Annotated in this window: 17 protein-coding genes and 7 pseudogenes; 15 read left to right on the forward strand and 9 right to left on the reverse strand. The window is 66.7% G+C overall.

Features of this window, described 5'->3' with window-relative positions; translation table 11 throughout:
- Window positions 1-52: 52 nt before the first annotated feature.
- The gene (locus ACZ7HQ_RS41380) at window positions 53-1429 is read right to left on the reverse strand and encodes an alpha/beta fold hydrolase (protein ID WP_471001679.1); all 1377 of its coding nucleotides are present in this window, start codon (window positions 1427-1429) and stop codon (window positions 53-55) included.
- 129 nt (window positions 1430-1558) lie between these two features.
- On the reverse strand, window positions 1559-1789 hold the full coding sequence (locus ACZ7HQ_RS41385; RefSeq protein ID WP_471001682.1) for a hypothetical protein: 231 nt from the start codon (window positions 1787-1789) through the stop codon (window positions 1559-1561).
- A gap of 167 nt (window positions 1790-1956) precedes the next feature.
- Between ACZ7HQ_RS41385 and ACZ7HQ_RS41390 the strand changes: the two genes are divergently transcribed.
- The 3 genes from ACZ7HQ_RS41390 to ACZ7HQ_RS41400 all read left to right on the forward strand — a co-directional run bounded on the left by ACZ7HQ_RS41390 (window position 1957) and on the right by ACZ7HQ_RS41400 (window position 4420).
- Window positions 1957-2835 carry an IS5 family transposase gene (locus tag ACZ7HQ_RS41390; RefSeq protein WP_471001685.1) on the forward strand — a complete coding sequence of 293 codons (879 nt, stop codon included), beginning with the start codon at window positions 1957-1959 and terminating at the stop codon, window positions 2833-2835.
- Between the two features lie 364 nt (window positions 2836-3199).
- The gene (locus tag ACZ7HQ_RS41395) at window positions 3200-3487 is read left to right on the forward strand and encodes a hypothetical protein (RefSeq protein WP_471001689.1); all 288 of its coding nucleotides are present in this window, start codon (window positions 3200-3202) and stop codon (window positions 3485-3487) included.
- A 576-nt stretch (window positions 3488-4063) separates the two neighbouring features.
- Window positions 4064-4420, forward strand: coding sequence for a hypothetical protein (locus ACZ7HQ_RS41400; protein WP_471001692.1), 357 nt, complete (start codon window positions 4064-4066; stop codon window positions 4418-4420).
- A gap of 771 nt (window positions 4421-5191) precedes the next feature.
- On the opposite strand, the gene ACZ7HQ_RS41405 is transcribed toward ACZ7HQ_RS41400, so the two are convergent.
- Window positions 5192-6697: a hypothetical protein gene (locus ACZ7HQ_RS41405; protein WP_471001695.1), complete on the reverse strand. Its 1506-nt coding sequence runs from the start codon at window positions 6695-6697 to the stop codon at window positions 5192-5194.
- A 145-nt stretch (window positions 6698-6842) separates the two neighbouring features.
- Window positions 6843-7070 carry a hypothetical protein gene (locus tag ACZ7HQ_RS41410; RefSeq protein WP_471001698.1) on the reverse strand — a complete coding sequence of 76 codons (228 nt, stop codon included), beginning with the start codon at window positions 7068-7070 and terminating at the stop codon, window positions 6843-6845.
- A gap of 14 nt (window positions 7071-7084) precedes the next feature.
- On the opposite strand from ACZ7HQ_RS41410, the pseudogene ACZ7HQ_RS41415 reads away from it, so the two are divergent.
- Together ACZ7HQ_RS41415 and ACZ7HQ_RS41420 are read left to right on the forward strand one after the other, a co-directional pair.
- Window positions 7085-7720: pseudogene (locus ACZ7HQ_RS41415) on the forward strand (transposase); the annotation flags it as partial.
- 231 nt (window positions 7721-7951) lie between these two features.
- Window positions 7952-8050, forward strand: a pseudogene (locus ACZ7HQ_RS41420) (IS110 family transposase); the annotation flags it as partial.
- A 468-nt stretch (window positions 8051-8518) separates the two neighbouring features.
- Here the strand turns inward: ACZ7HQ_RS41420 and ACZ7HQ_RS41425 are convergent.
- Window positions 8519-9424, reverse strand: a complete 906-nt coding sequence (locus ACZ7HQ_RS41425) for a cystatin family protein (protein ID WP_471001701.1) — start codon at window positions 9422-9424, stop codon at window positions 8519-8521.
- A gap of 372 nt (window positions 9425-9796) precedes the next feature.
- On the opposite strand from ACZ7HQ_RS41425, the pseudogene ACZ7HQ_RS41430 reads away from it, so the two are divergent.
- Window positions 9797-10026, forward strand: a pseudogene (locus ACZ7HQ_RS41430) (DDE-type integrase/transposase/recombinase); the annotation flags it as partial.
- Here the strand turns inward: ACZ7HQ_RS41430 and ACZ7HQ_RS41435 are convergent.
- Window positions 10018-10245 (reverse strand): annotated as a pseudogene (locus ACZ7HQ_RS41435) (transposase); the annotation flags it as partial. The pseudogenes ACZ7HQ_RS41430 and ACZ7HQ_RS41435 sit on opposite strands and share 9 nt — an antisense overlap.
- Window positions 10246-10599: 354 nt before the next feature.
- Here ACZ7HQ_RS41435 and ACZ7HQ_RS41440 point away from each other — a divergent pair.
- The 5 genes and pseudogenes from ACZ7HQ_RS41440 to ACZ7HQ_RS41460 all read left to right on the forward strand — a co-directional run bounded on the left by ACZ7HQ_RS41440 (window position 10600) and on the right by ACZ7HQ_RS41460 (window position 15169).
- Window positions 10600-11775 (forward strand): hypothetical protein, encoded by a 1176-nt coding sequence (locus tag ACZ7HQ_RS41440; protein WP_471001704.1) that lies wholly within the window; start codon window positions 10600-10602, stop codon window positions 11773-11775.
- Window positions 11776-12216: 441 nt separating this feature from the next.
- A complete protein-coding gene (locus tag ACZ7HQ_RS41445; RefSeq protein ID WP_471001707.1) occupies window positions 12217-12717 on the forward strand; it encodes a lamin tail domain-containing protein in 501 nt (166 codons plus the stop codon).
- Between the two features lie 32 nt (window positions 12718-12749).
- Window positions 12750-14291, forward strand: a pseudogene (gene mobF, locus ACZ7HQ_RS41450) (MobF family relaxase).
- A 14-nt stretch (window positions 14292-14305) separates the two neighbouring features.
- A complete protein-coding gene (locus ACZ7HQ_RS41455) occupies window positions 14306-14653 on the forward strand; it encodes a hypothetical protein (protein ID WP_471001710.1) in 348 nt (115 codons plus the stop codon).
- Window positions 14654-14812: 159 nt separating this feature from the next.
- Complete coding sequence (locus tag ACZ7HQ_RS41460) at window positions 14813-15169, forward strand: ANTAR domain-containing protein (RefSeq protein ID WP_471001713.1); 357 nt, start codon at window positions 14813-14815, stop codon at window positions 15167-15169.
- Between the two features lie 270 nt (window positions 15170-15439).
- On the opposite strand, the pseudogene ACZ7HQ_RS41465 reads toward ACZ7HQ_RS41460, so the two are convergent.
- Both ACZ7HQ_RS41465 and ACZ7HQ_RS41470 read right to left on the reverse strand, forming a co-directional pair.
- A pseudogene (locus tag ACZ7HQ_RS41465) lies at window positions 15440-16143 on the reverse strand (MFS transporter); the annotation flags it as partial.
- A pseudogene (locus tag ACZ7HQ_RS41470) lies at window positions 16128-16310 on the reverse strand (helix-turn-helix domain-containing protein); the annotation flags it as partial. The pseudogenes ACZ7HQ_RS41470 and ACZ7HQ_RS41465, both read right to left, overlap by 16 nt.
- Before the next feature lie 923 nt (window positions 16311-17233).
- Here ACZ7HQ_RS41470 and ACZ7HQ_RS41475 point away from each other — a divergent pair.
- Genes ACZ7HQ_RS41475 through ACZ7HQ_RS41490 form a run of 4 tightly spaced genes read left to right on the forward strand, consistent with a single transcriptional unit; the run spans window position 17234 to window position 20938 of the window.
- Window positions 17234-18076, forward strand: coding sequence for an enoyl-CoA hydratase-related protein (locus ACZ7HQ_RS41475; RefSeq protein ID WP_471001716.1), 843 nt, complete (start codon window positions 17234-17236; stop codon window positions 18074-18076).
- Complete coding sequence (locus ACZ7HQ_RS41480; protein WP_471001719.1) at window positions 18066-19151, forward strand: carboxymuconolactone decarboxylase family protein; 1086 nt, start codon at window positions 18066-18068, stop codon at window positions 19149-19151. The genes ACZ7HQ_RS41475 and ACZ7HQ_RS41480 overlap by 11 nt, the downstream gene beginning before the upstream one ends.
- Window positions 19129-19791 carry an acyltransferase gene (locus tag ACZ7HQ_RS41485; RefSeq protein WP_471001722.1) on the forward strand — a complete coding sequence of 221 codons (663 nt, stop codon included), beginning with the start codon at window positions 19129-19131 and terminating at the stop codon, window positions 19789-19791. Before ACZ7HQ_RS41480 ends, ACZ7HQ_RS41485 begins: the two co-directional genes overlap by 23 nt.
- Entirely contained in the window at window positions 19763-20938 is a 1176-nt protein-coding gene (locus ACZ7HQ_RS41490) for a chorismate mutase (RefSeq protein ID WP_471001724.1), read from the forward strand. Before ACZ7HQ_RS41485 ends, ACZ7HQ_RS41490 begins: the two co-directional genes overlap by 29 nt.
- 244 nt (window positions 20939-21182) lie before the next feature.
- Here the strand turns inward: ACZ7HQ_RS41490 and ACZ7HQ_RS41495 are convergent, their stop codons facing one another.
- Window positions 21183-21752, reverse strand: coding sequence for a hypothetical protein (locus ACZ7HQ_RS41495; RefSeq protein ID WP_471001727.1), 570 nt, complete (start codon window positions 21750-21752; stop codon window positions 21183-21185).
- Window positions 21753-21790 lie beyond the last annotated feature (38 nt).

The following is a 21790-nucleotide window of genomic DNA, read 5'->3' on the forward strand; positions in this document are numbered from 1 at the left end:
CGCTACGACAAACTCGCGGTCCGCTACGAGGCGACCGTCCTCGTCGCGGCCATCAACGAGTGGCTGTGACCAGCACATTCGATACACGCCCTAGGACGGGGGCCGCGCCGTCGGCGTTCACCTGGAGCGTGGCGCGCTCGCCGGCGAACGGCCAGTCGTAACAGAGGTAAACGCCGATGGACCAGGCCGCGCCGAAGACGGGTGAGGCGGCTTTGATGCGGGCCTCGTCCCTGTCGAGACGTTCGACGCCGGGGCGCACGCTGGAGTCCGCGCAGGTGATCGCGGTCCGGGCGGCGGGGCTGCTGTCGCGCGGGGTCGCCGCGCGGTCGGCGGAGCCGATGTCGTCCGCGCCCTTGCTCAGCAAACGGCCGTCGTTGTGGTCGATCAGCGCGGTGAGGGCCTTGGCGAGCGGCGACCAGCCGTCTGTGCCGAGGGCGAGATCGTCGCTGACGGCGTACGCGAGGTCGTCGGCGTCGAGGTTCCTTCCGCCGCCGGCCGGGGCGGGCTTCTTCTCCAGGCGGTCGGCCAGGCGCGCCATGCGTCGCGCGGCCTCCTCAGGCCCGTCGCCGGTCGGGCAGTGGCGGATACGGGCCGCGCAGTGCGCAGCGAACCGGTCGAACGCCGCCTGGACCGCCTTGACCTGCGACAGCTGCTGCTCGTCGAGGTCCTCGGTCGGATCGACGGACGCTTCGAGGACGAGCCGCCCGACGTGCGACGGGTACAGGTGGGCGTAGACCGCGCCGAGCGCCGTTCCGTACGAGACGCCGAAGTAGTGCAGCCGCTCGTCGCCGAGGAGGTAGCGCATCAGGTCGAGGTCGCGCGCGGTGTGCGAGGTGCCGATGTACGGGAGGAGCGCCTCGGAGTGCTCGGCGCAGGCGTCGGCCCCGTCGAAGCCGGTGTCGTCCGCGGTCTTCCCGCAGCGCACGGGGATGGTCGCGCCAACGCCGCGCGGGTCGAAGGAGACCAGGTCGTAGCGATCGAGGAGCGGCTTGTACTGGTTGAGGAATTCGGGCAGTCCGCTCACGCCGGACACGCCAGGGCCGCCGAAGTTGAGGACGAGCGAGCCGATGCGCCGGGCGTTCGGTCCGGTGGCCTTGCGGCGGATCAGGGCGACGTCGATCGTCCTGCCGTCTGGTTTCCGGTAATCGAGGGGGGCCTTCATGACGGCGCAGTCATAGCCCGTGCGCGCGGTGGGCGGCGAGGTGCAGCGGGACCAGTGGAGGTGCTGGCCGGTGGTGAGCGCGGTGGGCAGACCGGCGGGCGGGTTGTGCGCGATGAACTCCGTACGCGGCTCCGCACTCCGGCCGGGAGCGTCGTGCTGGAGCCAGGCGCCGACGGCCCCGATCGCGGCGAGAACGACCCCGGCGATGATGCACGCACCAGCCGAGAAGACCGGCCTGCGGCTTCGTATCGGATGTGCGTCACTCATCGAAATCTCCCTGCTCCCACCCCTGGACGCCCGCTGCCCGCCTGCCCGTGGCCGTGATCGTCCGATCGTCGAATGAGTGCAGGGTACAAGCCGCCTCCGACAGCACGGCTCGCGAGAGTGCCCAGAAATTTAGACCGCCCCGTGCTCCCTCCTGCGGTCCGGCCCGGCGTGTGCTGGACGCCCGGGCTGCTGGGTGTGCGACGGCGAGGCCGTCACCGGGGCGGGCTGTGGCCGGGGGCCGCGGGCGACGGCGCGCTCCCGCATGCCGCCCTGGAGCCTCACGGCCAGCCGGGCGGCTGCTTCGAAGGTCCGGCGGGGCTGCTCCACCGTGTCGACGTCGACGCAGGACTCCTGCTCCAAGAAGGTTGCCAGCCCTCCGGCCGGTGTGGAACGGCGGCGGGTGCGACCCCGATGCGACAGGCACGGCGACGGCGTACGGCCGGGAGCCAGGCGCTACCTGTCCACTCCGGGCTAGGGCCTGTCCGACGGGTCGGTGACTGGCGTGGCGGTGGATCGTTCCCTCCCGCGTGGGGCGGGGTGATCTTACGGACGCGGAGTGGGCTCGGTTGCAGCCGCACCTTCCGAAGAATGTAGGGCGGGGCGGTCGGTGGCGGGATCACCGCGTAGTCATCAACGGCATTCTCTTCCGCCAGCGGACTGGTACCCCGTGGCGAGACCTGCCTACGCGGTTCGGGAAATGGAAGACGGTGCATGACCGCCACCGGCGCTGGTCGGCGGATGGCACATGGGATCGGATCTTTCGGGCTGTCCAAGCTGACGCCGACGCGGAGGGGCGGATCGACTGGAGCGTTGTGAGCGTGGATTCCACGGTGTGCCGTGCCCACCAGCATGCCGCCGGAACCCGTCACCGGTCGGCACCGGTGCCTGGACGCCGTAGGCGGCCAGTGCAGCACCGGCCTGACGAGGCGATGGGCCGCTCACGCGGCGGGCTCACCACCAAGATCCACCTGGCGAGTGACGGCGGATGCCGACCACTGTCCATCCTGATCACGCCCGGACAGTGGGGTGACGCGCCGCAGTTGATCCCAGGTCTGGAACGTATCCGTGTCCCACGCCCGGCGGGCGGGCACCCGCGCACTCGCCCTGGCCATCTGTGCGGCGATAAGGCGTACAGCTCCCGTCGCAACCGCTGCTACCTGCGGCGACGGCAGATCCAGTACACCATCCCGGAACGCAGGGACCAGCGGGCCAACCGGCAGCGGCGCGGAAGCCGGGGCGGTCGCCCCGCTGGTTTCGACCGGGCGCTCTATACCCGCAGGAACGAAGTTGAGCGGACGAGCAACGCGCTCAAGGGCTTCCGGGCCGTGGCGACCCGGTACGACAAGAGAGCGTTCGTCTTTCACGGGACGGTCGCTGTCGCCGCGATCCGGCTGTGGATCCGTTAGTGATCCGCCGGACAGTCCTTAGTAGGTCTGTGTCACATCCGCAGTCCGCGGGTCAGGGTGCCATGAAGGGGTCTTCGGGCGGTTGCCGCGAGGGCAGCCGGAGCCGTCACTGGCTGAAATGGCAGGCAGATGGACAGAACGCTGTGGTTCCAGACACTGACTCTGTCGGCGGGCCCGTACAGTCGCGGCGTAACCGGCGCCAGATCAAGGGTCCGCACGTGAGCGCGCGTGGTTTCTAGACAAAAGCTGTCATTTAGATGCAGTACCTGATCACTGTCTGGCAGAGTCGCCAAGGTGCGTCTGCGGGTGAAGGACAGACGTACGTAGGGCTGACGAGAGGTTGCGAATGACTACGGAAACCGCAATGCCTGATGTCCACACTCACCACACCCACCAGCACGGTCTTGGGTGCGGCCATGTCGCGGTGCCGCACGGCGACCACGTCGACTACGTCCACGACGGTCATCTGCATCGCGCGCAGGAAGGGCGTGTGGACGAGTGCGAGCCCAGCGTGCACACCGTCCATGACAGCCACACTCACCAGCACGGTCCCGGCTGCGGCCATGTCGCGGTGCCGCACGGCGACCACGTCGACTACGTCCACGACGGCCACCGCCATGCTCAGCACGACGGTCACTGGGATGACCACTGACGGTAGAGGAACTCGTAGCGATGGACTGCCTCAGCTACAGGCGGGACTGTAGCCAGGAACGGCCCGGCGAGTCAGGAGCGGAGCCGGAGGCGTACGGCGGTAGGGGTCACGGCGTGTGAAGTACCGAAGCAATGGCCGGGGCCGCCACCCCTGGCCCTGATTGACGCATGAAGGGCCTCTGAACAGGCATTTTGTTGTCCGGGTGCCAGTTCTCGCTTCCCGTCTGAATCGGCCCTGATCCAGGTGTTTCTGGCTGTTCCTGACCGCTACTGGTCACGCGCTGGTCATGTGACCAGTGGCTGTGGCAGTTCCTGCGCGCTGCCGCGTCAGAAGGGGTCCGGCTCCTCCGAGTCGGGCCCCTCGCTCATGCTCCCGGCCGGGGAGACGGTCGGGCCGGATACGACCAGACTTGCACCTATTCAGGTGAACTCCTGACGCGCGCTCTACCGCTCTACGTGATAGGGCGTTCTGCTGGCGCTATCCGAACAGGCGGACTCTCGACGAAGGGGAGGCCATGCACTCCCCGCTGCACTTCCACTGTCCGCCTATGGAAAGTGCTGACCCAGCAAGGGGGAAGTGGACGTGAATTCGACAAAGGCGCTGCGCCGGTTCGGCAAAGGCACTGTGGCGGTCGCCTCGGCGCTCGCGCTGCTGGGGGTACTGCCCGGCAGTGCGCTGGCGGCGAGCGGGACGTACGCGTACGTGACGCCGTCAGGGCAGGCCATCCAGGGCCAGGATCCGCCCAGCGACGCGTGTGTCCCGCTCACCAGGGGCGCGGTGAAGTTCTCCAACGACACCACCGACACCGCTTTCCTCTACGCCAGCGGATCATGCAGCGGGCAATGGGGCGAACTCGTCGGTACCGGCGGCACATGGGACGCACCCACAGGTGCGCAGGCGCTCGCTGTACGTTTCGGCTCAGCACCGGTGTGAGCAACAGCCCGTCGGGGCAGAAAGGCGACCTGTCGGACACGCCCTAGGACTCCGGGGCCGTGACGTCATTTCTCGACGTGAACGTGCAGGACGTGCCCGTCGCGCGTGGCGAGGACCATGTTCAGGCACGGCGCCGGGCCGACGATGGGCAGCTCGCAGGCGGGGGCGACGTCGTGGGTCTCCCAGGCGAGGACGCTTGCGCTTTCCGTTGCGGCAACTTCTACGGTCTGAGGCTGAAGGCCTACGCCAGCCGACCCCCTCACGCCGGCGCGTGCACGATGACATCCACCGCCTTTGCCCAACTGAGCGTCCTGCGCAGCAAGTTGGCAAAAGCTCAGTCCATACCGCAGACGTTTGCGAGCCCCCGGTCGGCTCCCCAGCCCCGGGGGCTCTTCGCTTCCGCCTACCCTGCGCGCGGGGCAAGGTGGGCGGGCAGGGCCATGAAGTGCCGCCCGGCGCGTGCAGCAGGTGGAGGTCCCAGCCGGGCGGCGCGAGTCATGTTCGCAAGCCCGCCGGCGGTCGGCCAGCTTGTCGCATTGAAGATCACACGATCGGGTCGCGGGGGTGATGCAGCCCTGACGCCGTGTGCGGGGTCGCGGAGCCGCATCCGCGGCATCCAGGTCGAAGCCGAACGGATCCACGAGGTCTTCCAACGCGACGACCTCCACCAGCTCCCGCAGGTCGAAGCGGCTCTGGGACATCAGTGTCTTCCTCGCAAGAAGGAGTTCCCACCGGCGCGGCGTCGCACATGAGTCCTCATGGCCTGCGTTTTCAGGCCGAGTGACCGGTGGTATGCCGTTCCTTCAGCTGTTCCACGTAGAGGCTGCTGGGTGAGACGTGCCGGCCCGACGACTGAAACTCGCCGGGCTGGTGTCCGGGATCCGCCGGTGCTTGTCGCCCTGTGCAGCCGATGGCCCAGTTATAGGCGGTGGGTGGCTTTTCCACCTGGTAGGTGCCGACCGAGCAATTCCACAGCACGGTATTGGCGCCGGTCCAGCCGTGCCCGCTGCCGGAGTTTCCGGCGTCAGTCACGATGAGCGTGCCGGTGGCATTCATGCGGACGCGATCGTAAAGTGTGCCCGTCGCCCAGCGTTCATGCGGTCCGGCGAACAAATAACCAGGACCGGTATTGATCGCGGTACAGTTGGTGATCACATTGGGGCCAGGTACATAGTTCAGCGTTGTCCAGGCATGCAGATTAGTGCCTTTGACCCGGCAACCTTGAATCAGTGTCTGCTGACCGACGATGGTGTAAGCGGCCGGCCTAGCGTGAATGCTTTGCGGAACAGAAATATCCAGCGCTTGTGTGTTGATGATGGAAGTGTGGAGCGCACCGGAACCCACGTAAAATGCGTGGCCGGAGCGGTGCACTATGACCGAGCGGACCCAGGAATCCTCGGCGTTGTTCACCGTGACCAACGGTTGATTGATGTAATCGCTGCCATGGATGATTGCGTTGCCAGTGGCAGCGAGGTCTTGCAGCCCCGATTCCCTGATGCGGCCCGAGAATCGATATGTCCACACCGAAGCGTTCGTATATTTGCTTTCGAGTGCCTGAGGGAGTGGCACGTCAAGCGAGATCGTATTTCTGCTGACCCGCAGGACAGTCCGTTCGAAGTCGTGTGCCAGGCCGGCTTTCCATTGGACGACAGGTTTGCCATCCGGGCGTGGCGGGATCCGGTCCATGCCGATGGCATGGATCCACTTGTGTCCCATGGGGCGGTGGACGATCACTCTGTTCCCGGGCTTGAAGTACTTCTGGGCCCTGTTGACATGCACGAAGTGGGAGCCCACAGGAACGTAGCGGTCAGTGACGTGGTGAGCTGGGCCGCTTCGGGAGATTTTCCCCGAGCCGCCGATCGCGACGAGCGTGTGCGGCTTTCCCGTGCCGGTCAACGCCGTCCTTGATCCTGAGCCGTGCAGGACGACTCCCGACCGGTTCAGGTGCACCGTGCCGGCGAGCCGATACCTCCCCGCCCGCAGCACCACCGCGCCGCCGCCGACCCGAGCGGTGCGTTCGACTGCCGCTTGGATGCGTGCGGTGTCGTCACCGGAGCCACCTGGGCCCAGCGTGACACGGACGGGGAATCTGCGGGGGATGGCCCGGTCACCGGCGTAGTATCCCACAGAAGAGAAATCCGGGATGCGGTTGCCGTAGGCGTCGGCACTGTAGACGAGCCTGCCTCCTTTGAAGGAGATCCAGGTGCTCGGCACCCCGGCCCCGGACCGGGCGGCGGCATCCGCCTGCCAGGGTGGGTTGGTCAGTCCCGTGGCCAAGGTCAGGACTGCCGCCCCCAGAAGGGCGTACCTCCTGACATGTAAGTACCATATTTGATGATTTCTCATATTCTCAGTAGAGCACAGAGGCGAGTCGGGCGGCCGGATGGCACCGCTGGCGCGGGCCTTGATGCCCCTATGGATGTCAGGCAGTGGCTTGTGCGGGGTCTGGATGGTCGGAGGCCTGCGTCGTGGGGACGATGAGCCGGTAGATCTCGCGCGCGGTGTATCGCTTCAGGCAGCGGATGATTCGGTAGAGGGCGGCGGTGGCGCGGCCGGACAGCACGGCGCGGGCAGCGGCTTCGGCGTCGACGGCGTCGGTCTTGCCGTGGCGGCGCTGGGCGGCCTTGTCCGGCTGGTTGGCCTCAGTCACCTCGACGCCCTCCGCCGGTGACGTGTCAGGGCTGCCCCGGTAGGATCCGGTGTACTCGACCCCTACCCGCCGTAATACGCCGAACGAGCGTTCCCAGCAGGGGAGTTGACGATACCTTGGCGGTCGCGGGGAGCTGCGGCCGTCCAGAGCAGGATCATCGGCTCGCACTTCGCCGACTACCGCCAGGCCTGGGAGGCCAACCGCCTCATCGGTGGACCCGTCACCGGCGCACGATCGCGTCGCAGATCGCCGGCGTGGCCATCCGCGCAATCGAGGCCACGGTGACGGTCCAAGCCGCCGACGGTACAACGACTGACACGACCCTGCGGCTGTTCACCACACTGCTGGACCCTCAGCGCTACCCTGCGGCCGAACTCGCCGAGCTCTATCACCGCAGGTGGCAGGCCGAGACCGTGTACTTCGGACTGAAGGTCAGGTTGCGCGGCTCGGACCGCGTGTTGCGCTCCCACCACACCGACGACGCCCGGCAGGAACTGCTCGGTCTGCTCGTCGTCTACCAGACTGCGCGGCAGATCGCTGTGGACGCTGCCCGGCAAGCCGGGATCGCTCCCTCACGAATCTCTCTGGCCGTCACCGTCCGGACCGCCCGCAACACGGTGATCACCGCGACTGGAACCATCAGACACTAGGGGCATCGGCCCACTGCGGTGATCCACCGCGCCATCCTGCATCCCCGCGAGCTCGCCCCGCAGCACCGCCCGACCAGGATCCAGCCCCGCCGCGTCAAACGCCCGATCTCGACCTTCGCCTACAGCCCGACCAGGAAAAACACCCCGATCCCCACCGTGGAGATCACACTCACCATCACCACAGCCACTGACCGAACACGACGATGGCGAACCTAAACTTCCGGGCATTGAGCCAAGACCGACGCCCGTGACGCGTTCGTCATCGCGGACGCTGCCAGAGCGATACCCCACACCCTGCGGGCGGTCGATCCCGCCACTGAGCGGGCTGCCGCCAACGCGGGATGGTGACCCGGGCCTCCGCCAGGACTATGCTGCCCGCCGCATCGCGGTACACAGGAACAGGATCCAGTCGGCGTCACCGACCGTGAGCCAGTCTCCGGCCGATCCCCGGCCGCGGCAGCGCCGCCTCTCCCTTACTCCCTCACTCCAGCCAAGGGAGATGGGCAGAGCAGCCGCAACGGGGATATCAGCAGGCCGACCACGACAAACCGGCGCGGATACAGGGACGGTCCTGCGAGCCGCGCAACAGAGAGGCACAACCCTTACCGCATCCTCGCGCTCCTGGTCGGCCGAGGCATGCGGTCACGCGGCCTGGACGGCTCCCCGTGTTGCCGCCGTTCGGAGCGCGCTGCCAGCACCAGGCCCCACAGTCCGGAGGCATCGGACGGGGACGCGCCGCCGTCGGTACGCAGGGCGCGGCCGGTGTACCTGACGCCATGCATGGCGGTGTTCTGATGCTCACCTGACGTAGCCGGCAAGACCGGCCACTTCAGACTGCAGCAGGTTCACCGTGGCCGAGCAGCAGCGCGGCCGGTCACTCACAACTGCCTCCACTGTCTCTGTAGTCGGGTGGTCAACCTGGATCTGAAGGCGGTAAAGCATTCCCGCTGCAAGTTGCTTCGTACGGCTCTTCACCGACACCAGGTGATACGCGGCATCACCTGTCAGATGCTGCTTCTGGTTCGCCTCAGCCACCGCCCATGCCGCGAGCTGCCTGATTTGGGGGTCGTTCACGCCCACCGGATGAGCACCACCGGTGATGTGTCGGTGAATGACGGGGCGGGGGATGGGCACGTCCTCAGCAGGCTGGGACGTGAAGGACTCCAGATGGAAGCCTTCCCAGGGCCTTCCAGAGACTTCTGCTTGCACCAGCTGCTTGCTCGGGCGGTCGAGCCGGATCTGGACGCAGTAGTGCAGGTAACCGCCGTCGTCACTCCTCTTCCAGGCGCTCTGGACGGAGGCGGCATGATAGGCGGCGCTACCTGTCAGGTGCTGTTGCTGGTTGGCTGAGTTCACCGCCCACCGCGCAATGCTCTGGACGTCGGGGTTGGCCACAGCCACCCGGGCCAGAGGACCGAAATGCCCCGTGGGAACATCACGTCCATGCCTCTTCTGCTGTTGGAAGTGCTCAAGCGCCTGCTTGTCTTCCTGCTGCTCGGCCTGCTGTTTGTCAGCGCAGGTTGAAGTACCCGCATTGCCCGGAGTGGTATTGGTGGCTGGTGCCTCATTGGTCGGGGAGGCGAAGGCGGGAGAGGCGCTGGCCGCACCTATACCTCCCATGATCCCCAGGGAAAGAGCCACGGCAGCATACCGGTTAGCCACTACGGCCGAGGTCTTACGCATCTTCTTGTGGCGAGCAGACATGTCACATCCTCCATGGATGAATACGGAAAGTCGAGTTGACCCCCACAGGGTTCCGGGCGTCATCGGAGTCCTCGAGAGCAGCGCGTCGGATGTGCTTCCTAGTGGATTCCGGCAATGGGACCAGGTGGCCCCGTGGGTATTCGCTGTGTGCCGGGTATGACCCGCGAGACGTGGCCCCGTTATGAACCCTTGTATGACTTGGGACACGCTCTGGGTCCGGCTCACCAACTCGTCGATCGGCACCGTCAACTTGGCGATCGGGCTCCGTGGGATGATCTTCGGGTCGACCTTCTTGCCGGAAGGCCTGTTCAAGGACGCCGTTACCGCCGTCGTACAAGGGGGTCCGGCATCCGGGCGAGGTCATTGCTCACTGTGTGGCTGTACCACCGTTTCCCGCTCTCGTTCCGGGAGGTCAGCTCATGCTCGAGCGGGGCGTGACGGTCTCGTACGAGACGGCGCGGCAGTGGTGCGCCAAGTTCGGCCAGGTCTACGCCAGCCAGTTGCGACGCCGGCGCCCACAGCCGGGCGACAAGTGGTACATGGACGAGGTGTTCATCAAGATCAACGGGCGGCAGCACTACCTGTGGCGCGCCGTCCAGCAGGGCTGCGAACGCGCACAGGAACATCGCCCGCTTGAGCTGCCGGTTGCCGGCGCGGGATGCGTGTTCGCCGTGGATCGAGGTCCCGGACGACTTGGTCGTGGGGGCGAGGCCGGCGTAAGAGGCCAGGTGGGCGGCGGTGGGAAAGTTGGTGCCGTCGCCGACGGTGACCAGCAGTGTGGCGGCGGTCCTGGCGCCGACGCCGGGCAGCGACGTCAGGACCTTGGCCGCCGACGAGCAGGGCGTCCAGGCTCACTGGGCCGGCGTGCGCTGGACGGCGATGCCGTGATCCCATCACGCCGTGCGCGGGCGGCCCGGATCGGGCGCGACTGACCACCGTTCCAGAGCGTCACAGTCCGGGGCGCGGCGGTCGTAGCCAGATGCGAGACTGGGCTCTACCCCGTCTTCAGGCCAGCGCCAAGGCAGCACCGGCACGGGGACGAAGGTGTGATCACCCTTGGGACACTCACTTCATGTGATCACGTTTAAAATATGTATTCTCCGACTGGCTTATACGAGGAGCACGGAATGGCATGGAGAGGTAGATTATGCAGCTTTGGTCTCTCAACTGCCCTAGTGGTGATGGGAAGTTTGGGGGGAATTTCTCCGGCTAGGGCAGCGGCTGCGGATTGCTCACAACATCCGGATGATATTCGAGGCCTCAAGTTGCTCGGAGAGCATAAGGGTCCCAAGCCAGACGATCTCGGATTAAGGTTCGAAACGCAAAAGTTATCCTACGCCACTGCTGCCGGGGTGCTCGCCAACAACGGTTTCAGGACGGTGGCTCTCAGGGTCGCCGCCAAGGAAGATCTTCATTCCGGCCAAACGATCACCCAACGCGACAACGAGGTTATAAAGCTGCTGAAAGAGTTGAACCGGCAGCACGTGAATGTCTATCTATATGAGCGTGAGTGGTTTCAGAGAAAAGCTGGGCCGGCCGCGAAGTACCCGGGAGCAGACGCATTCATCGGCGACATGAGTAATATCATCAACCTCGCAAAGAATGATGATCTCAGGTGGCTCAGAGGTGTGATGCCAATCGAAACGAATCTCAACAACACCTGGGAGGTGCGAGAACGCGCTTTATATGTCGCCAGAGGAATCAACGCCCGGACAGGAAACTGGCTCAAGACGCATACTCTTATGGTGCCCGGCGCGGGCATGGGGAATTATTTTAAGGACATTCAAAAGGGTGGCGCCGTCTGGCTGAACCAGATGAGGGGCCAGACCGGCTGCTTCTCGTTCATCTACAAACACATGAAGAGCCAGCCCGCAGCCGTGAATGACCTTGCCAAATACAACGACCGATGGAACTACTACGTCGGCTTGCGAGCGAAGACCACGGTAGATCGGCAAGTAAAATTCTTGCAGAATGATTCAGTCTTCGGCCTGAACGAATTGGCAAGGTACATTCAGCATAATAAACCCCAATTCCCTCGTCATGCGAACGTCGTATTTTGGGGTGATGCAGCAGATGGCGTATCCTATCTTAGCCTGCTGCTCGATTCACGCTACAACTACAATACCCTACGGGCCCTGCGTCAAGTAGTAGTGAAGGACAATCACTGGCTCGGATACTTCTTTGATGTGCCATTCGGCAAAAAGGGAGCTCAAGGGTATGACCTTTGGAAATATCAGATCCTCGTCGGGCCACGAGGTGGCCGGGACAGGAATATGGCGATGAATGGTTCTGGAACTCACACAATTTGGGATGAGTGGCATAGTTGGGCTAACCCGGGCTTTCAATATTGAGGCGCTTCACCTTTGGGACTGAATGGGCGCTATCGGGTAGCCGCGTCTGGAGTGTTTGCTTATTGCAGAAATGGAGGGATTGTCCCGAACGGACAGCGAATTGTGCCTCGGTAGTGAACCGGCAGGGCCCCCTCGACCAGCAGGCCCATGGCGGTCACGGGGCCGATGCTGCAGATTTCGGTGAGCGTGCAGCGAGTTGCTCCAGCAGTGGTGGGACCTTCGTGTCGAGAGTTTTGTTCCGGCAACAGGCGGATGTCCTCCAGGGCGGATCGCAGACGCTCAAGTCGCACTTGTCAACGGCGTTGAGTCCTGCCACTGACCGCGATCGTCTTTAGCCTTTCGAGCCGTGGTACCCGGCTGGTTGAGTGCAGTTCCGATCGGATACTCAGGAGCAGCGAGACGAGGCCCGCTTCCGCGTAGTTCAGCTGACGTACGCGCTGCATGATCCGCGAGCCCCGCCAGTCGTGGACCGCGGCGAGTTCCGCCTCAGGGGCTGCATGCTTGCCCGCGGGCGGGGGTGGGGGGCAGCCAGGGTCTCGCGTGGTCCAACCCCGCTCGCTGAACAGGGAGTGGGTGGAAGTCACCAACTCGACCCGGCGGGCGGTGGACCTGGAGGGCTGGACCCTGTCGGACGAGGACGGCCGTACCTACACCTTCCGGCACGTGTGGCTGGGCGGCCGGGCCACTGTCCGCGTCCACACCGGTTACGGCCGGGACACCCGCACCCCCTTGTTGACAGTGCCAATAAACGGGGTACTGGGAGCCGGAACCGCTGCCGCGAATCTGCCGGACCGGAGAGCGATGACACTGCCTCGCTGGCCGGAGCCGCGCCCCGCCTGGCGGGACGCCGGGAAAGAGTTCGGGCTATCCTCTCGTGTGGCGGGACGTGCGGATGATCTGCCTGTTATTGCAGGTCAGGGCCGTGTTGCGTGGTCTGCATGACGATGGATATCGAACGGTTCGGCGCCGGGCAGATGTACCGCTACTTCCTGCGCCACGTCGTTGTCGGCGACGGCCGCCGACCGGCCCGCACGCCACTCGCCAACCAACAGGAGGCCGGGGTCCGGGCCGGGCGATGGATGGGGCGCGGTCTTGAAGTGCTCGGCCTGGCGGCGGGCGACGTCGTCACCGAGGCGCAGCTGCGCAACCTCTTCGGCGAGGGCCGGCACCCGCACGCCGACCGGATCGAGGCCGACCAGCTCGCTGCTGGGAAGAAGCCCGCGGCCGCGCGCCGGGCCGGGGCACTCGGTCGGCGGGTGAAGGTCACCGGCTTCGACCTGACCTTCCGCCCGCAGCCCACTCTCACCCTCCTGTGGGCGCTCGGGGACGAGGAGACCAGCACGGTGATCGAGGCCGCGCACGAGCGGGCGATCGCCGCCGTGCTCGCCTGGATCGAGGACGAGCCGCGATCATCCGCGTCGGCGCCCAAGGCGTCTACAAGGTCCGCCCGGCGCATGGTCTGGTCGCCGCGCGGTTCCGCCACTACGAGGCGCGCTCCGGGATGCCCCTCCTGCACGACCACCTCCTTCTATCCGTCAAAGCCCAGCGCCCCGATGGCAAGTGGGGCTCGGTGCACTCCGAGGTACGAGCACGCGGTGGCCGCCTCCGCGCTCTACAACGAGATCGTGATGGCCGAAGCGTGCGAGGCGCTCGGGCTGGCCTCCGAGCCGCGCACCGTCACCGCCGGACGCCGCCCGGTCATGGAGATTGCGGGGATGCCGCACGAGCTGATCCGCTGCACCTCCCGGCGCAGTGACCAGATCGCCGCCTGCCTGGAGGAACTGGAGCACGAGTTCGTCACCGCCGTCGACGACGACGGCACCCCGCGGTTCCTGCCCGTGGTCACCGAGCGGGCCCGCGCCAAGCTGAACCGGATCGCCGCGAAGATGACGCGCCCGCCGAAGCAGAAGGCCCGCCCGCTCGCGCAGCTGCGCGCGTGGTGGAAGGCGAGCGCGATCCTCACCTCCGGGGTGGCCGCCGACATCATCAACTCCCTCCTCAAGCACGCCCGCGCCGCAGCGCCAGCCATCCGGGCCCGGGTCGCCGCCGCGGTCGACATAGCGCTGGCGGCCGTCGACGTCGCCGCTACGGTGTTCGTGATGAACCACGGCGGCCGGTTCCACCGCCGGCACCTGCTCGCCGAAACCCGCCGTCACCCCGCTCTCGTCCTGCGCGGCCGCCGCCGCGAGCCGGGCCTGGACGAACAGATCGTGGACGCCGCGCTCGCCCCGTACTGCGTGGACATCAGCGAGCCGAAGACGCTACGCGGCCTGCTGCCGGCCTACCGCCTCTACACCGCCCGCTGGTCACTGGCCGACCTCACCTCCGACCGCCCGCGCCCGCCCACCACCGCCCCCGACCAGCAGCCACCAGCCCACCCGAGCACACCCGCCGCGCCCCGGCCTCCAGGCCTGGAGCCGGGGGAGCGGGAGATACCCCGGCGTGCCGTTGCAGTACGAACGGGCCGTCCTCGCCGGCGCTGCGGTCCGCGAGAAGCTGCGCCACGCGCGCCCTGACGTACGACGTCGCCGTGCACCAGCAGGCAGCGATGTCCGAGCAGCTGCTTGCACCCAAGGGGGCGGACCCCGACCAAGACGACCAGGAGCAGGAGCCCGGCCGACAGGAGGCGGTCGACCTGACGGCGCTGCGGGCCCTGCGGGAGTCCCGCATCGACGCGGAAGCCCTCGATCTCACAGCAGAGCGCCTGCGCCGTCTCGATGACGCCTTCACCGCAGCGGCCGACCGGGCCCGCGCCACGATGGACCGCTACACGCACCGTGACGATGCCGAGAGGCCGCACCCGGTGCGCGAGGACGACCAACAAGCGCACCGCCCGCAGGAGCCCGGACCGCACCGCTGCCGGGAGGCCGGCCACTGAGCGCATCCGATGCCGCGCACCCGATGCTGTGCATCGCACCGGCGATGCCGTGCATCCACTCCACTGGGTGGGCTCCACTCCACCGGGTGTGGGCACGGTGATGCGGGGGAGGTTGCCCTTATGCAACCTCCCCAGGGCCGTGGACCCCGGCATGAAGAGATGGCCGGCGATGCGCAGCACGAGGGCTTCGAACCCGCCGGGCCGCTTACCGAGTTGCCGGCCAGCGAGCAGGCCGAACTCCCGTATGAGGAAACGGAGCAGCTCAAGGAGGCCCTGGAGCGGCGGCCGATCATCGACGTGGCCCGTGGGGTGCTGATGGCGAGCTGGTCGTGCTCTCTGGAAGAGGCTTGGCAGATCCTGGTCCGAACCTCCCAACACTCCAACACCAAACTGCACGACGTGGCCGAGGCTGTGGTCGCCGCCACCCAGCAGGTGCCGATGCCAGCCGATCTGCAGGATGAACTGGCGGCGGCGCTGGAGGTATGGCGAGCCCGCCGAACCGACGACGGCGCGTAACGCGCGGGCTCTCGGGTAGATGCACGGGCCGGCGGGCGGCGGCGCAGTGCCTGGGGAGGTCCCGCGCCGCCCCTGCCCGCCGACCGGCGCGACAGCTATGAAAACGATCCTTGTCTCAACAGCGGCCGAACGGCGGGAGTCGGAGGAGACCCTCCACCACCGCACGGCGCTGACAGCTGGCCTCGGCGGCGACGTGCGCGGTCGGACGGGTGCGGCAGCGCTCCACAAGCCGCCGGCGTCCCTCGATGTTCAAGGGCGCGTTCGCATGTGTCACCACAGCACCTCGGTGCTCCGGCCGGCCGTGATGACGGTGAGGAAGGGGAATGCGATGAGCAGCGCGACCGCGACGAGAAGCCCGCTTGTCCAGAGCGGTCCGAGGGCCCCGGCTTCGGTGCCGAGCGTGGCTGCAGCGACGACGGGGCCGTCGGCGGCGCCCACGTTCAGCGCTGCCGTCGCATACGAGCCGGCCATCGTGGGGGGCGGCCTCGTAGAGGACCCGTGTGATCAGCGTGCTGCCCAGCGCGAACGACAGCGCGCCCTGCACGAACACGAGGGTGAACGGGGCGGCCGGCTCGTTGGCCAGCACCGCCAGAGTGGGCCAGCCGATGAGCAGCAACGGACCGGTGACCGCGATGACAGGGCCGGGACTTCGGTCGGACAGCCGTCCGGCGACGGTGACGCCCACGAAGGAACCGGCACCGAAGAGCACCAGAACGACAGAGATCCACCACTCGCCCAGCCGGCGCTGTCGGTCACCACGGGGGCAAGGAAAGTGAGGCTGCCGAAGGTTGCCGCGTTCAACAGCGCGCCGAGCAGCATCACCAGGATCAACCGCGGCCGGGCAAGCTGGGCGAGCTCCGCTCGCAACGCCGGCCTGCCGGGAGCCTCGTCCTCGTCACGTCCCGCGGGGATGGCTTTCAGGATGCCGAGAGCGGCAGGCAGGCAGCGGCGACTGCCCAGAAGGTAGCCCGCCAGGGATTTTCTTGATCTCCCGGCGTTCGGGGAGGGTGAAGGTTCTTGGACGGCCGCCCCGGTACTTCGGGTAGAGAGACTCGAAGTCGTCGGCGTTGAAGTTGTGGATCATATCCCGGACCCGGTCCGCGCTGGTGAACGTCACCTCGGCGATCTTCGCCACGGGCATGACAAGGACCTTGTGGGCGGTTTCGGTCAGCTCATCGACGTCGTGCGGAGCGAGCTGCCGTACGGGTATAGCTCCCGTGGGCATGGCACAGACATTCCTTTCGGGTACGGGGTGCGGGGCGGGCGCGCGTGCGGGTGCGATGGAGCGCCGAAACGCCGACCTGTGAGATTCCTGAGGGTCGGCTCGACAGACGCTCCGGAAACGTCATCAGTCGTGATCCACATCAAGTAGCCGACGCGCTCAGCCTGGCCTCGGGCGGGCGGGCTGCATAGGGACTGAGGCCGGTAAAGCCAGACACTTGCCGCAATTTTGTGCACTTGTGAATCACGTGGGCGGACAGCAAACCAGCGACATGTCGGACACCGGCACGGCCCGCCAGTATCACCGCCAGCCGCTCGAGGACCGCTTGGAGGCCGGCGCCTCGCCTTCCATGCCGGAAGTCACACCCTGCTCCGCGAACGTTGCCTACTGACATGCCCATTGACGGCAGCGGAACCGCCGGACCTTAACTCGATCATTAGCCGGCCTGATCACGGAGGGGCATACGAGCCACGACCATGCTTCACATTTTCACAAACTCGCGCCATGTGCCCGCTTCACGGGTTCCAGTAGGCATTGCACCGAATTGGGGTGTCGGTGTTAAGTGCACCAGGTGTGCATTGCTTTCCAGCCATGGCGTCTGGTGACCGTTGCCGGGGTTACGGCTGGAAGCCAGGTGTCCCGTGCCGTCGATGCCGAGGCGGCGGTGTTTCGCTTTGTGCTGTCGGGTCGGGGTGCCGCGGCAGCGGGTTACGGCCCAGCGGATTGCCGGACGGCGAGATCCATGCATTGATCCGCTTTGGCGATTTCCTGGTTCTTGGAGTGTGTTGAGTGAGTAACGGCGATTCGGGTGAAGAAGTACGGGAGGGGTTGTGTTTGCCGTGATGGGCAGCCTGGAGCCCGTCCTGGCGCGGGATCTGGACGATGTCCGGGTGCTGCGCGCCGGGGCCGTGGCAGTAATCGAGATCAACCGGCCGCAGCGCCTGAACGCGTTTACCAGCGACACGGTGGACCACCTGCTGGACGCTGTCCGCCAGGCCCGTGCGGAGCGTGGGACGGGGGCCATCGTGCTGACCGGGGCTGGGGGCAAAGCGTTCTGCGCAGGTGGTGACCAGAAGCAGCGGGCCAAGGAGGGGGATTACGGCAAGGGTGCCTCGGGCCAGTTGGCGACGGAGGAGCTGTACCGGACCATACGGGAGTGCCCCAAGCCTGTGATCGCAGCGGTGACTGGTTATGCGTTCGGCGGCGGCCATGTCATGCAGCTTGTCTGCGATATGACGGTCGCTTCGACCACAGCGGTGTTCGCGCAGCCAGGCCCGCAGGTCGGGTCGTTCGATGCCGGCTATGGCTCGGCCTATCTCGCCCGGGTGGTGGGAGAGAAACGGGCTCGCCAGATGCTGCTGCTCGGAGAGCGCATCGACGCGGCGAAGGCCCTGGCGTGGGGGCTGGTGAACACGGTGGTGGAACCTGAGCTGGTGCTGCCGACCGCGCTTGGGTTGGCGGGGCGCTGCTGCGAGATGTCACCGACTGCCTTGGCTGTGCTGAAGCACTCTCTGAACGCGGATACGGAGCACATCGCAGGCCTGGGCCGAGTATGTTTCGACGCGTTGGCCCTGTTCGGGCACACCGACGAGGCCCGAGAAGGCTATACCGCCTTCAGCGAGAAGCGGCCACCCGACTTCACGCCGTTCCGATCCGGCTTGGAGGTGGACGACGATGGCCGGTGAGGCCGCGCCCGACTCCGGGCGGCCGGTGAACTTCGACCAGACGTACGCCCGCGGCCGGGAAACCTTCGCAGCACTGGTACCCGGCGGCGGCGAGCGCCTGGATGAGATTTTCGCGATCGCGCCCGACCTGGCCCAAATGGCGGTGGGTGCTGTGTACGGGTATCTGCACCATCGCCCGGTCCTGGATCCGCGAACGCGTGAGGTCGCAGCGCTGGCGGCGATCATAGCCTCGGGCATGTGCGGAACTCCGCTCGCGGTGCATGTGCGTACAGCTTTGGCGGCAGGGCTCGCGCCGGCCGAGATTGTCGAAGTGGTTTTGGAATGCGCTGCGTTCGGTGGCTTTCCCCGGGCGGTCAGTGCTCTGCCCGTCGTCGAGGACGTGTTCGGTCAGGCCGGAGTCCGGATTCCAACGTCGTCCTCTCCCCGCGAAATCGTGCTGGCGGGAATTGATGAGGCACGGAACTGGTCAAGGAACCGCCCGACGCAGAAGGGCGACGTAACCTGGGCAGGGTTGATGTGCAAGCCCGGCATTGACGTGGCCGTCTACACCATCACCCCGGACCAAGCCATCGCAGTGGCATTCTCGAGCAGCTCGGGCCCGGAGACGGTGCTCCATGTTCGCGTCGAGGAAGACCGGATTGCCGAAGTAACCACGCTGCAGCGAGGTGGAGACGTGGTGGCGGACAACGGGGCAGTTCCCGGCCCTGGTGTGTCCGCGCGGCATGCCCTCACAAAGCTCTTGGAAGATCTGGCTACGGTCGGCCATGGGCCGGCCGCCGAGATGGTCATCGCAGACCCGGACCTGCTGGATGAGACAGCGCCGCTGCAGGGGATCCTGGCCAAAGGGATTCGGCCCCAGGTGACCGCCATTGACTCGCATACCGCAGTAGCCATCTTCCGCGACACCGGAATGTCCCATCCGGTGCTGGCTCTCGCCTTCGCTGACGCTGGCCAGATCCACCACGTGCATGTCATCCAGACCGTGGATGCCTCCCGCGGCCCCGGCGGTTCCAAAGCCCCGAGCAGACCACAACAGCCAGGACAAACACCACATGGCTCCCGCGTACGCTTTTGAGGGCCGCGTGCCCGTAGTGCACCCGGACGCCTTCGTTCACCCGGACAGCGTGCTGACCGGCGACGTCCGCATCGGAGCCGGCTGCTACATCGGGCCGTGCGCCAGCCTACGTGCCGACTTCGGCCGCATCACCGTCCACGACGGCGCCAACATCCAGGACTGCTGCGTCCTGCACTGCTTTCCCGACAGCGAGACAGTCATCGGTTCAGACGGTCACATTGGGCACGGCGCCGTCCTCCACGGCTGCCGCATCGGGAACGATGCCCTGGTTGGTATGAACGCAGTCATCATGGACGGTGCTGTGATCGGCGCCCAGTCTTTCGTCGGCGCCAACAGCTTCATCAAGACCGGCCAGAACGTCCCCGACCGGCACCTCGCCGCTGGCACCCCAGCCAGGGTCCTGCGCGAGCTCGCTGCGGATGAGCTCGTCTGGAAACAGCAGGGCACCCGCACCTACCAGGAACTCGCCCGCCGCTGCCGCCGAGATCTGCGGCCCGTCATTCCTCTCACCACCGCACCCGCCGTCGAAGCCCAACCGACCGGCACCCGCTGGCGGCATGTGACCTTGCACGAACACCGCGTCCGACCGACGGGCGACGGCGACGAGGAGAATGCACGAGACACTGACCATGACCCCTGAAGGTTCTCGCGATGCCCCAGATGCAGCGCGTCTGCGCATAGACGAGGTGGACGAGCGCCTCATCACTCTGATCACCGAACGCAAGACGATCTCTGAGCGAATTCAGGCCGCACGCCTAAGCGCGGGCGGCATCCGTACCGACACCAAGCGAGAGATGAGTGTCATCGCCCGCTACGCGGAGGCCCTGGGACCGGTCGGCCGCGACATCGCTCTAAGCCTCTTGAAACTGACCCGGGGCCCGCTGCCTCAGTGTCATGCCGATCTGCCTGCCGCCTATCTCGGCCCAGCAGGCAGTTTCAGCGACCTGGCCCAGCAACAACTCAGCGACCCCGGCACACCCAGAATCGCCCTGGACAGCCTTACCGATGTGCTGAACGCGGTCCACCATGGGCGGGCCAGCCTGGCTACTGTTCCCCTGGAAAACACCATCGCCGGACCGGTCCCCGAAATCATGGACGCCCTCGCTCTCGGCCAAGAGACATCCATCGTGAGCGAGATACGCCTGCCCGTCATCCTCGTTCTCGCCACGGCCCACCCCACCCGGACTGAGGAAATCCGCACGGTCACCACACACCCGCACGCATACGCTCAGAGCGCCCCATGGCTCGCGCAACACCTGCCCAACGCCCGCCTCGTGCCAGCTGCCTCCACTACAGCCGGCGCCCGGCACGTCGCCGAGAGCGCAGACGACACACAGGCCGCTATCTGCTCGCCCGCCGCTGCCACGCGCCTGAACCTGCACCTCCTGGCCTACGGCCTCACCGGCACCCCTCCCGCCGTCACTCGATTCCTCCAGATCACCCGCCCCACCCTCCCACAGCCACCGACCGGCCATGACTTGACCACCGTAGTCATCCCCACCCACCGCCCCTCTCCACTCACCGCACTGAGCGCCTTTGCAGAATTAGGCATCCAACTAGACAACCTGCATGTCCGCGCCACGGAGCCGAGCGGCTACCTCTGGATCGATTGCGCTGGACACCAGCATCAGCCACCCCTGCGCGAAGCCCTCGACCGGCTCGGTGCCGGACACTTCCTCATCCTCGGCTCCTACCCGCGCAGCGCCCCGGCCCCAGCCTCAGCGCACGAACAGCGCTGCCTTGGCGAGGATGACTCCTACCACCGGCCTACGGCCAACCCGACCTGACGTCAACCCGCCCACGACCCGATTTAACGAACTACCGGTAAGTACCGAAGTCGTGCCTGGCTGCGTTGACTCGCCGTGTCGCGCAACCACCCGGGACATCGAGAACGACATGGGCGCGGCCCGTGCGGTCACTTGCTGCCGCGCCCCCACCCTCCCGCAGCACGTCCAGCAGCCGCGCCACCGCGGCCGGGTCGTCGAGGGCGGCATCGGCAGCGGCACGTGCGGCCAGGGCGTCCACCTGCTCCTACGCCCCCAATATCCACAGCACGTACAGCAGCCAGGCCACTGCGCCCGGGTAGTCCAGGACGACGTGCCCGGCGGCCCATTGGGCGGGGCGGAAGTCGGCGCGGTGCAGTCTTCGTAGGTGCCGGACGAGGGCTTCTGCGGCGTGGCCATGGCCGTGGGTGGTGGCGAGTTTGTGGAGTTGGGCGGCGTCTCGGTACAGGCCGCGCCTCCAGGCGGCGTTGCCGAGGGGGCCCAGGTCGTTGGGGTGGCCATGGTGGGCGGCTGCGGTCCAGAAGTCGACGGACGGGATCGCGCCGGCGCGGTGGTGGCGGCCGCGCTGGTCGAGGTAGTCGGCCAGCCGGTACAGCGGCTCCTGTTGCCCGGCCCGAGGGCGAGCCGGCCCGGCACGAGGCCGGATGGTGGGGCGGTTGCGCTGATTGCGGTCGGCACCCGTTTTGACAGGGGCGAGAATGCCGGGGATGCCGTTCCACGGTGTTGTGACGTAGCCCAGGGCCTGCTCAAGCCAGTCGTCTTCGGTCTCGTCCCACTCGATGTCGGTGAGGTAGCCGGGGCAGCCTGGGCCAGCCATGCCAGGGGCACGGGGCCCGGCGCCGAGTCGGCGGGCAT

This window comes from Streptomyces sp. NPDC037290 (assembly GCF_055603245.1).